Consider the following 10,934-nt stretch of genomic DNA (forward strand, 5'->3'; position numbering starts at 1 on the left):
GTGTCGCGGCGGGCGCCCTCGGCGGGGAAACTCTGCGGGTCAGCCCTGCTTCTGCTGCTTGCGGGACTTGTCGCCGATCATCACCAGACCGGCGATGACCAGGAACAGGACGATCGGGGCGGCCACGTAGAGGCCGAGCGTCTCGATCACGCTCAGTCCCTGACCCGGGTCGTCGCCGTCGTCACGCTGGAGCGCGAACACGGGGGACGACATGAGCAGCATCATCAGCGTCGTACCGGAGGCCAGGGCGCCGGCGCGCAGGGCGTTCTTCTTGTCCACGGTGCCAACGTAGCGAACGCGCGAACGGGTCGCGCGTCCGGGGGGCCTATAAGTGGCCGTGCCCGTGGAATTCGGCGAGGAGGGCGTGGGCGCGCGGGGAGGTGGTCAGGGCCTCCAGGGTGACGGGGGTGCCGTCCGGGCCGGCCACCGGGAGGCGCCAGTTCGGGTACTGGTCCCAGGTCCCGGGGACGTTCTGCGGGCGCCGGTCGCCGACCAGGTCGGGGAGCCAGATGCCGACGAGCCGGGCCGGGGTGCGGGCCAGGAAGCGGTGCACGGCCCGCACGGCCTCCTCCTCGCCCGACTCCGCGCCGCCGGGCAGCAGTCCGAGCCGGGCGAACAGGGCGAGCCACTCGGCCGTCTCGGCCGCGGCGCGCGCGGGGCTCTCGCCGATCAGGCCGAGCCGCTCACGCAGCCGCACGTCGTCGCCGGACAGGCGGGCCGCGGTGGACGGCAGGTCATGGGTGGTGGCGGTGGCCATGCAGTCGGCGCGCCAGTCCTCCGCGGGCACGGGCCGCCCGTCCCCCTCCCAGTCCCGCTCGAACCAGAGGACGTTGGTGCCGAGCACCCCGCGCTCGCGCAGCGTCTCGCGCACGCCCGGCTCCACGGTGCCGAGGTCCTCGCCGATGACGTACGTGCCCGAGCGCGTCGCCTCCAGGACCAGTACGGCGAGCATGGCCTCGGCGTCGTAGCGCACGTACGTGCCCTCGGTCGGAGGCCGGCCCTCGGGGATCCACCAGAGCCGGAACAGGCCCATGACGTGGTCGATGCGCAGGGCGCCCGCGTGCCGCATCAGGGCGCGCAGCAGGGCGCGGAAGGGGGCGTAGCCGGTGGCGGCGAGGCGGTCGGGGCGCCACGGGGGCAGGCCCCAGTCCTGACCGGCCGCGTTGAAGGCGTCGGGGGGCGCGCCGACGCTCATGCCCCGCGCGAAGACGTCCGCCTGGGCCCAGGCGTCGGAGCCGCCCGGGTGCACGCCGACGGCCAGGTCGTGCACGAGCCCGACGCGCATGCCGGCCTCGCGGGCGGCGCGCTGCGCGGCGGCGAGCTGGGTGTCGGTGAGCCAGGCGAGGCGGCTGTGGAAGTCGACGCGGTCGAGCAGGGCGCGGCGGGCCTCGGCCGTCTCGGGCGAGCGGGGGTCCTGGAGCGGGGCGGGCCAGGTGCGGCGGTCGGGGCCGTGGCGCTCCGCGAGGGCGAGGTAGGTGGCGTGGTCCTCCAGGGCGGTGCCGTGCTCGGCGAGGTAGTCGCAGTAGGCGGCGCGGCGGCCCGGCGACAGCGGCACGCCGTGAATCTCTTCGAGGACCCGCTTCTTCAGCGCCCAGACGGCGTCCCGGTCGATGGGCTCCCCGTCGGCGACCACGGCGTGCCGCAGCCGCGCGGCCTCCTTCCGGTCTCCGGCGCGCTCCCCCGCGTACGCGTACTCGGGGATCTCCTCGACGCGCAGGTGCACGGGGTCGGGGAAGCGGCGGGAGGTGGGGCTGTACGGGGAGGGGTCGCCGGGGCCGCCCGCGTGCAGGGGGTTGACCTGAAGGAACCCGACGCCGTGGGTGCGCCCCGCCCAGGCCGCGAGGTCGGCCAGGTCACCGAGGTCCCCCATGCCCCAGGAGCGGGCGGAGAGCAGGGAGTAGAGCTGCACGAGCAGCCCGTGGGTGCGCCCGGGCGGCCGCGGGGCGCGGGGCGGGGCGGCGATCAGGTGGACGTCGGCGGTGCGTCCGTCGGGGGCGCGGACGTGCAGCGTGTGCACCCCGGGCGGCGGCTGACCGGCACCTCCGGCGCCTCCCGTGCCCGCCGAGCGTCCCGCGTCTCCCGTGCCCGCCGCACCTTCCGCATCTCCCGCCTCGCCCGCCTCGCCCGCCTCGCCCGCCTCGCCCGCCTCGCCCGCCTCGCCCGCCTCGCCCGCCTCGCCCGCCTCGCCCGCCTCGCCCGCCTCCAGCGTCAGGGACCAGCTCGACCCTTCGGGGAGCCGGTGCCGCCAGGGCGGGGGCGTGCCGTCCAGCCACCACACGACCGTCGGCGGGAGCAGGGGCTCCGGGGCGGACGGGGGCGGGGCCGAGGCGTCCACGTCCAGGGCGGCCAGCGCCGCCGCCACCGTCGCGTCGGGCGTGCGGATCGTGCGGCCCGGGGCGGGGGCGTAGGAGGTGGCCACGCCGTGACGGTCGGCGAGGCGGGTCAGGTTCACCCCGCGGCCAGGCCGCTGGGGGTCGGCTCGGAGGTGAGCGGGGCCAGGTCGGCCAGCGGCGGCTCGGAGGTCAGCGGCGCGTAGTCCGCGAAGGGCGGCTCGCTCGTGAGCGGCGCCTCGGAGGAGCAGGTGGTGGTGTCGGCGCCGGGCATCGTGTCGGGCATCGAGGGGTGCGCCTGTTTGGACAGGGCCGAGAGCAGAAGGTGTGCCGATGCGGCCACGGGGGCCTCCTTCATCGTCATCGTCGTGGGTCCGTCCTGGACCTCCGTGAGTTCCGAGCCCTACCCAGCGTTCGCGATCGCAGACCTTTCCGGGGGCCCGACGTGTCACTGGTCACATTGTCCACGACGAAAGGATCGCGGCCACAGGCCCGGCGAAACCGGAAGTCCTGCGGCCGCCCCACCCCGCCCGACAGGGCAATTGCGGCACAACGGCCACGGGCGTTGACACTCCGGCCCGGACAGTGGTGGGCTCGGTAGTCACCCTGGGACGCTCCTGTCCCACCGACCGTCACCACCGGTCGTCCACCGACCGGCGTCCGCCGACCCACGAGGGAGTAAGCCGTGCAGCTCCGGCGCAGGAGGAGGGCGGCCGCCGTCGCGGTCGCCGTCATCGCGGGGACGCTCGGCGCGACGGGCACGGCGGTGGCCGCTCCCCCGTCCCCGCACACCTCCGCGGGCAAGCCGGAGGCCGAGTCGGACGCGGGCCTGCCGGCCGTGTGGCCGCGTCCGCAGTCGATCCGGGAGGCGGACGGCGCGGGCGACCCCGTCACGGTCCCGGACGGCGTGACGCTCGTGGTGCCGCCGGGCTCGGACCCGTACGCGGTCGACCTCCTCGTGAAGACGCTGCGCGGCGCCGGCGCGCGGGACGTGCGGCAGGTCCCCTCGGCCTCCGACGTGCCGGACGGCGCCGGGCTCGTCGTGCACACGGGCGCGGCCGAGCCGCGCGACCGCACACGGGTGCCCGCCGCCCGCGACCCGCGCACGGGTTCGCTGGAGGCGACGCTGCGCGCGCTCGGCGCCACGGCCCGCGGCGACCTGCCCTCGGGCGGCTACCGGCTCGCGGCCGGGCGCGTCCAGGGCCGGCCGGTGATCGCGATGGAGGGCGTGGGGGCCGACGGCCTGTTCCACGCCGCGCAGACGTTCCGGCAGCTGGTCGACGGGCGCGAGGTCGCCGGGGTCGTCGTGCGGGACTGGCCGGGCACGGCCGTGCGCGGTCTCACCGAGGGCTTCTACGGCACGCCGTGGACGACCGAGCAGCGCCTGGCACAGCTCGACTTCATGGGCCGCACCAAGCAGAACCGCTACCTGTACGCGCCGGGCGACGACCTGTACCGCCAGGCGCGCTGGCGCGAGACGTACCCGGCGGAGCAGCGCGCCGCCTTCCGCCGGCTGGCGGAGCGGGCCCGCGCCAATCACGTGACGCTGGGCTGGGCCGTCGCGCCGGGCCAGGCGATGTGCATGTCGTCGGACGGGGACGTCAAGGCCCTCACCCGCAAGCTGGACGCCATGTGGGCGCTCGGGGTGCGGGCGTTCCAGCTCCAGTTCCAGGACGTGTCGTACAGCGAGTGGCACTGCTCGGCGGACGCGAAGCGGTTCGGTTCGGGGCCGAGGGCGGCGGCGCGGGCACAGGCGGAGGTGGCGAACGCGGTGGCCCGGCACCTGGCGGACCGGCACCCCGGCACGGCGCTCTCGCTGATGCCGACCGAGTACTTCCAGGACGGCGCGACCGCGTACCGCACCGCGCTCGCCGCGGACCTGGCGGACGGCGTGGAGGTCGCCTGGACGGGCGTCGGCGTGGTGCCGCGCACCATCACCGGGAGCGAACTGGACCGTACCCGGCGGGCGTTCAGCTCCTCGGGCGGCGCGCACCAGCTGCTGACGATGGACAACTACCCGGTCAACGACTACGCGCAGGACCGCATCTTCCTCGGTCCGTACACCGGCCGGGAGCCGGCGGTGGCATCGGGTTCGGCGGCGGTCCTCGCGACGGCGATGGAGCAGCCGGCGGCGTCCCGGATCCCGCTGTTCACGACCGCGGACTACGCGTGGAACCCGCGCGACTACCGCCCCCAGGAGTCCTGGAAGGCGGCGATCGACGACCTCGCGGGCGGCGACCCGGGCACGGAGGCGGCGCTGACCGCGCTGGCGGGCAACGACGCGTCGTCGGTGCTCGGCGCGGACGAGTCGGCGTACCTGAAGCCGCTGCTCGCGGAGTTCTGGCGGGCCCGCACGACCACGGACGAGAAGCGGAACGCGCGGGCGGCCAAGGAGCTGCGCGGCGCGTTCACGGTCATGCGGCGCACCCCGCAGGCCCTCGGCTCGACCGCCCTGGACGCCGAGGTGCGGCCGTGGAGCGACAAGCTGGGCCGCTACGGCGCGGCGGGCGAGTCGGCGGTCGACATGCTGGACGCGGCGGAGCGCGGGGACGGCGCGGCGGCGTGGCGGGCCTCGAAGCGGCTCGCGGCGCTGCGCGAGGAGTTGAGGCGGAGCCGGGTGACGGTCGGCAAGGGCGTGCTCGACCCGTTCCTGGACCGGGCGCAGCGGGCGTTCGAGGCGTGGGCGGGCACCGACCGGGCGGACGCCGCGCACGGGACGCGGGCCGAACTGCCGCGCCGGCGCGCCCTGTCCACGGTGACGGTGCTGAGCGAGCCCGGCACCGGCGGCACGGTGGAGATCCATGTGCCGGGCGAGGGCTGGAAGCGGCTCGGCGCGGTCGCGGACGACGGCTTCACGGAGCTGGACGCGCGCAAGACGCTCGCCGACGGGATCCGGGTGACCGGTGCGGACGGGGACGCGGGCCGCGTCGAGCGCATCGTGCCCTGGTACGCGGACGCCCCGGCGGCGGCGTTCAGTCTGGCCCGCACCGAGGCGGACGCGGAGATCGGCGGCGGCGCCCAGCGGGTGACGGCGCGGCTCACGTCGCAGCGGCCCGGCGGGGTGCACGGCACGGTGACGGCGAAGGCCCCGCACGGCATCGAGGTGCGCACGCCGAAGCGGTCCGAACTGCCGCGCGGCGCCCGGGTCGACGTGCCGGTGGAGGTGTCGGTCCCGGCGGGCACCCCGGCCGGGGTCTACGAGATCCCGCTGACGTTCGGCGACGAGACCCGCACGGTCGCGGTCCGCGCCTTCCCGCGCACGGCGGGCCCCGATCTGGCGCGCGCCGGCAAGGCGTCCGCGTCGGCGGAGGAGACGGCCGACTTCCCGGCCTCCGGCGCCAACGACGGCGCCGCGGACACCCGCTGGTCCTCGCCCGCCGAGGACGGCGCGTGGTGGCAGGTGGAGCTGGCCGAGCCGGTCCGGCTGGGCCAGGTGGTGCTGCGCTGGCAGGACGCGTATCCGGCGGCATACCGCGTGCAGACGTCCGGGGACGGCCGCACCTGGCGCACGGCGGCGACCGTGCGGGACGGGCGCGGAGGCCGTGAGTCGGTGCGGATGGACGCGAAGGACACGCGGTTCGTGCGGGTCGTCGGCGACAAGCGGGCGACGAAGTACGGGATCTCGCTGTGGTCGGTGGAGGCGTACGCGGTGGCCCCGGCCCATTAGACCGGCTCCCGCCGGCCAACCGGAATCACCTCTCTCACTTGATGCCGCGTCGCACTCGACTATGTACTCAGTACCTATACCGCGTACATACTGATCTTCATGAGTACCCGCCACGTCCTGCTCGGCCTGCTCGTCGCCGAGCCGCGCCACGGCTACGAGCTGAAGCGACGCCACGACGAGCGGTTCCCGCAGGCGCGTCCGCTCGCGTACGCGCAGGTCTACACGACGCTCCAGCGGCTGGTCCGCGACGGGCTCGTGGAGGTCGAGGGCACCGACTCCGACGGCGGCCCCGAGCGCACCCTGTACCGCGCGACCGAGGAGGGGACGCGCGAGCTGCTCGGCTGGGCCGGGGAGGTCACCCCGCCCGCCCCGCACGTCGCCAACGAGATCTTCGCCAAGGTCGTCGTCGCCATCCTGCTCGCGGGGCACGGCGCCGACCCGGCCGCCCAGCTGCGCGAGCAGCGCGAGGCGCACATGGCCCGGATGCGCGAGCTCACCGCCGTGAAGACCGCCCCGGGCGCCGATCTGACCACCCTCCTGTCCGCCGACTACGCCCTCGTCCACCTCGACGCCGACCTGCGCTGGATGACCACCACCGCGGCCCGGCTCGCCACCCTGACCGCGGAGGTCACCTCAGCATGAGCACACTCCTGGCAGCCGAAGGCCTGACCAAGACGTACGGGAGGACGCCCGCGCTGCGCGGCGCCGCCGTCACGGTCGCGGCCGGGGAGATCCTCGCCGTCACCGGTGCCAGCGGAAGCGGGAAGTCGACGCTGCTGCACTGTCTGTCCGGCCTGGTCCGCCCCGACGCGGGCACGGTGACGTACGGGGAGCGGCGGCTCGACGGGCTCGACGCCGAGAAGCTGAGCGAGCTGCGCCGCACCGAGTTCGGCATCGTCCTGCAGTTCGGCCAGCTCGTCCCCGAGCTGACCGCGCTGGACAACGTGGCGCTGCCGCTGCTGCTCGCGGGCCGCCCGCGCGCGGCCGCGCGGGCCGAGGCGGACGCCTGGCTGGAGCGGTACGGGGTGCGGGGGCAGCGGGAGCTGCGGCCCGGCGAGATGAGCGGCGGGCAGCAGCAGCGGGTCGCGCTGGCCCGCGCCTCGGTCACGGAGCCGAAGGTGATCTTCGCGGACGAGCCGACGGGCGCGCTCGACTCCCTCGCCACCGAGCAGGTCCTGACCTCGCTGGTCCACCTGGCCCGCGAGACGCGCACGGCGGTGGTCCTGGTGACGCACGAGGCCCAGGTGGCCGCCTACGCGGACCGGGAGGTGCGCCTGCACGACGGGGAGGTCCAGGACGCTTCCGGCGCGGCCGGGATCCCGGCGGCCGGGGCGGAGGCGGCCCTGTGAGCCTCCTCTCCGATCTGCGGCTCGCCCGGCTGCTGACGCGCGGCGCGGACCGCCTGGAGCGGCGCCGGGCGGCGCTGACCGTGCTCGGGGCCACCGCCGCGAGCGGCTTCGGCGGGGCGGCGCTCGCCCTGGCCGGGACCGCGGACGGTGCCCGCTTCCCGTTCGGGAACGGGCTGCTGGACGGCGCCGGGACCCGGCACGGGGTGATCGCCGCGCTCCTGCTGCTGCTCGTGCCGGTGCTCGGCTTCCTCGGGCAGTGCGCGCGGGTCGGTGCCGTGCACCGGGACCGGCGGCTCGCGGCGCTGCGGCTCGCCGGGGGCGGGCCGCGCCAGGTGCGGCGGATCGCGGCCCTGGAGACGGGCGGCGCCTGCCTCGTGGGCGCGCTGATCGCGGCCGCCGGGTTCGGGGTCGGCGTCTGGCGGATGGAGCCCGTGCGCGGGTTCGGTGCCTGGAACGGCGACACGGCACTGATCGCGGCCGCCGCCATGGTCGTCGCCGTGCCGGTGCTCGGGGTGCTGGTGAGCGCGTTCGCCCTGCGCAAGGTCGTGGCCTCGCCGCTCGGCACCGTGCGGCGGCAGCGGCCCGGGCGCGGTCCGGGCCCGGTGCTCGGCTTCGCGCTGCCCGCGCTGGTGGTGCTGGCCGCGGCGGCGCTCGTCCTGCTCGGCGGCCGGCAGCGCTCGGCGACATGGCTGCCGCTGTTCGTGATCGGCACGGTGGTGCTCACCGGCGCCGCCGCGATCTGGACCGCCGGGGCGTCGGCGCGGATCGTCGGGCGGCGGCTCGGGGAGCGTACCGAGCGGCCCGATGTGCTGCTGGCCGCGCACCGGCTCCAGGAGGACCCCTGGGCGGCCTCGCGCAGCCACGCCACGCTGGTGCTGGTCACGGTGGTCGGGGTGGGCTTCGCCGGGATCGCGGAGATCTTCGTCGAGGGGCTGCGCCGCTCGCAGGCCGAGGGCACGCTCGGCATGGACATCGGCTACTACTCCTTCGGCCTGTGGCTGACCGCCGCGGCCGTCGGCGTCGCCCTGCTGATCAGCCTGGCCGGGCTCGCCGTGGGCACCGCCGAGTCGCTGTCCACGCGGCGCCGGGCGCTCGCCGCGCAGGCCGCGGCCGGAGTGCCGCGCCGGGTGCTGACCCGGGCGCTGCTCCTGGAGACGGCGCTGCCGCTGGCTCCGGGCCTCGTCCTGGCCACGGCCGGCGGCACCGCGATCCACGTGGCGTACGCGTTCCTGCTGCACATGCCCGTCCCCTGGGGCCTCCCCCTCCTGGTGCCGGTGGCCGTGTTCGCGGTCTGTCTGCTCGCCGCGGCGACGGCGCTGCCGCTGCTGACCCGCTCGCTGAGCCCGGAGCAGCTGCGGGTGGCGTGAGCCGGTACGCGCAAGGGGCGCCCGGGAGATGTCTCCGGGCGCCCCTTCACGTCGTACGGAACGCCGTACGAGGGTGGGTCTACTTCGCCAGGTTCGGCTGTATCGGCGCGGTGGCCAGGGACTGCGGCGAGGTGGTCGACGCGTAGGCCGACGGGGCCGCCATGCCGGCCGACGGGTCGCCCTCCTCCGGCGCGTCCGGCTGCTCGGGGACGCGGCCGACGATGCGGATGCCGGACGCGTCGAAGGCCCGCTTCACGCGCCAGCGCAGCTCGCGCTCGACGGAGAGGGCCTTGCCCGGCATCGTCTTGGCGCTGACCCGGACGACCATCGAGTCGAGCTGCACGCTGTCCAGGCCGAGGACCTCGACCGGGCCCCACAGCATCTCGTTCCACGGCTCGGACTTGCTCATGTCCTCGCCGACCTCGGTCAGCACGGCGCGCACCTTGTCGAGGTCCTCGTCGGAGCGGACGGTGACGTCGACGCCCGCCGTGGCCCAGCCCTGGGAGAGGTTGCCGATCCGCTTGACCTCGCCGTTGCGCACGTACCAGATCTCGCCGTCGGCGCCGCGCAGCTTCGTGACGCGCAGGCCGACCTCGATGACCTCGCCGGAGGCGACGCCCGCGTCGACCGTGTCGCCGACGCCGTACTGGTCCTCGAGGATCATGAAGACGCCGGAGAGGAAGTCGGTGACGAGGTTGCGCGCGCCGAAACCGATCGCGACACCGGCGACACCGGCCGAGGCCAGCAGCGGGGCCAGATTGATCTGGAAGGTGCCGAGGATCATCAGGGCCGCGGTGCCCAGGATGAGGAACGAGGCGACGGAGCGCAGCACGCTGCCGATGGCCTGCGAGCGCTGCCGCCGGCGCTCCACGTTGACCAGCAGGCCGCCGAGCGCGGTGCCGTCCACGGCCTGCGCCGTGCGGTTCATACGGTCGATCAGCTTGGTGATGGCCCGCCGGATCGCGACGCGCAGGACGGCGGCGATCACGACGATCAGCAGGATGCGCAGTCCGATGCCCAGCCACGTGGACCAGTTCTGCTCGACCCAGCTGGCGGCCTGCCCGGCCTGCTCCTGGGCGTCCTTGAGCGTGGGCTGGGTGTCGGCGTCCGCGGCCGACAGGACGGACAAGATCACGGCGGGTACCTCCAGGCGTAGCCATCTGCCCGCCTCGGGGGACGCGGCTCGGGGAACAGGAGCGGGCAGACCCACCACACTAACGGGGCATTGTGTGTGGATCGTTGTCATGTTCGAGGGAGAGACCGTGCTCACCTGGGGATGAACGAGTTGCGGTCGACATGTGGTCGAAAACACTCCCAGCCCGTTACGCGGACATGGTGGCGCCATGACCAGGCATGAGGGGAGACTGACTACGAGATCGTCCCGGCGCGAGCCACGCGCCGCCGGCGTACAAGGAGGCATCCGTGCCGCATGTCCTGGTCCTCAACGCGTCGTACGAGCCTCTCGGCGTCGTACCGCTCCGCCGCGCGCTCGTACTCGTCCTCGAGAACAAGGCCATCTGCCTCGAGGAGTCCGGCGCCTTCATGCACAGCGCGACACGTACCGTCCCCGCACCCAGCGTGGTCCGGCTCAAGCGGTTCGTCCGGGTCCCTTACCGGGGGCCCGTTCCTCTGACGAGGCGGGCGCTGTTCGCCCGTGACGGCGGCCGCTGCATGTACTGCGGTGGCGTCGCAACCAGCGTCGACCACGTGATCCCGCGCAGCCGCGGGGGACAGCACGCCTGGGACAACGTGGTGGCGTCGTGCCGACGCTGCAACCACACGAAAGCGGACCGGCACCTGGTGGAGATCGGCTGGCGCCTGCGCCACAAGCCGGCCCCGCCCACCGGTCTGGCCTGGCGCATCATCGGGACCGGGCATAGGGACCCGCGCTGGCTGCCGTACCTGCAGCCGTTCGGCGCGGACGAGGCCCTGGCCCGGATCGAAGGCATCTCCGCCTGACCGTCGATCCGGGCTTCTGCGTTCTCGGGGGCCTCGCCTCCCGGAGGCCTCGAATGGGCCCCCCCCCCCCCGGGGCCCGGGCGCCGCCACCGCACCCCCCCCCCCCTACGGGGAGGGGGGGCGCCCCGGCCCCCCCCCGCGGTGGGCCCCGCCGGGCGCGGTGCCCTCCCGCCAATACACACCCCCCACAGCGCCACGCTCGGGGAGCGGGACCTGACCGCCGTCCGGGCCGTACGGGACCGGTTCGCCGAGGTCTTCTCGG

General features: G+C 75.4%; 9 protein-coding genes. 5 read left to right on the forward strand and 4 right to left on the reverse strand.

What is annotated here, in order from left to right; genetic code table 11:
* Positions 1-39: 39 nt before the first annotated feature.
* Genes ACFW9D_RS26475 through ACFW9D_RS26485 form a run of 3 tightly spaced genes read right to left on the reverse strand, consistent with a single transcriptional unit; the run spans position 40 to position 2,673 of the window.
* Complete coding sequence (locus ACFW9D_RS26475) at positions 40-279, reverse strand: hypothetical protein (RefSeq protein ID WP_384625605.1); 240 nt, start codon at positions 277-279, stop codon at positions 40-42.
* Positions 280-325: 46 nt separating this feature from the next.
* Positions 326-2,419: a 4-alpha-glucanotransferase gene (gene malQ, locus ACFW9D_RS26480; RefSeq protein ID WP_384625608.1), complete on the reverse strand. Its 2,094-nt coding sequence runs from the start codon at positions 2,417-2,419 to the stop codon at positions 326-328.
* A 29-nt stretch (positions 2,420-2,448) separates the two neighbouring features.
* The gene (locus tag ACFW9D_RS26485; protein WP_188338910.1) at positions 2,449-2,673 is read right to left on the reverse strand and encodes a hypothetical protein; all 225 of its coding nucleotides are present in this window, start codon (positions 2,671-2,673) and stop codon (positions 2,449-2,451) included.
* Between the two features lie 342 nt (positions 2,674-3,015).
* Here ACFW9D_RS26485 and ACFW9D_RS26490 point away from each other — a divergent pair, with 342 nt between their 5' ends.
* From ACFW9D_RS26490 to ACFW9D_RS26505, 4 genes are all read left to right on the forward strand, one after another.
* A complete protein-coding gene (locus ACFW9D_RS26490) occupies positions 3,016-5,997 on the forward strand; it encodes a beta-N-acetylglucosaminidase domain-containing protein (protein WP_384625611.1) in 2,982 nt (993 codons plus the stop codon).
* Positions 5,998-6,096: 99 nt separating this feature from the next.
* Complete coding sequence (locus ACFW9D_RS26495) at positions 6,097-6,639, forward strand: PadR family transcriptional regulator (protein ID WP_188338908.1); 543 nt, start codon at positions 6,097-6,099, stop codon at positions 6,637-6,639.
* A complete protein-coding gene (locus ACFW9D_RS26500; protein WP_384625615.1) occupies positions 6,636-7,346 on the forward strand; it encodes an ABC transporter ATP-binding protein in 711 nt (236 codons plus the stop codon). The genes ACFW9D_RS26495 and ACFW9D_RS26500 overlap by 4 nt, the downstream gene beginning before the upstream one ends.
* A complete protein-coding gene (locus ACFW9D_RS26505) occupies positions 7,343-8,713 on the forward strand; it encodes an FtsX-like permease family protein (RefSeq protein ID WP_188338906.1) in 1,371 nt (456 codons plus the stop codon). Before ACFW9D_RS26500 ends, ACFW9D_RS26505 begins: the two co-directional genes overlap by 4 nt.
* 79 nt (positions 8,714-8,792) lie before the next feature.
* On the opposite strand, the gene ACFW9D_RS26510 is transcribed toward ACFW9D_RS26505, so the two are convergent.
* A complete protein-coding gene (locus ACFW9D_RS26510; protein WP_384625619.1) occupies positions 8,793-9,848 on the reverse strand; it encodes a mechanosensitive ion channel family protein in 1,056 nt (351 codons plus the stop codon).
* Positions 9,849-10,135: 287 nt separating this feature from the next.
* On the opposite strand from ACFW9D_RS26510, the gene ACFW9D_RS26515 reads away from it, so the two are divergent.
* Positions 10,136-10,672, forward strand: a complete 537-nt coding sequence (locus ACFW9D_RS26515) for an HNH endonuclease (protein ID WP_188338904.1) — start codon at positions 10,136-10,138, stop codon at positions 10,670-10,672.
* Positions 10,673-10,934: the final 262 nt, after the last annotated feature.

The sequence above is a fragment of the Streptomyces sp. NPDC059524 genome (assembly GCF_042749255.1).
Taxonomy (GTDB): domain Bacteria; phylum Actinomycetota; class Actinomycetes; order Streptomycetales; family Streptomycetaceae; genus Streptomyces; species Streptomyces xanthii.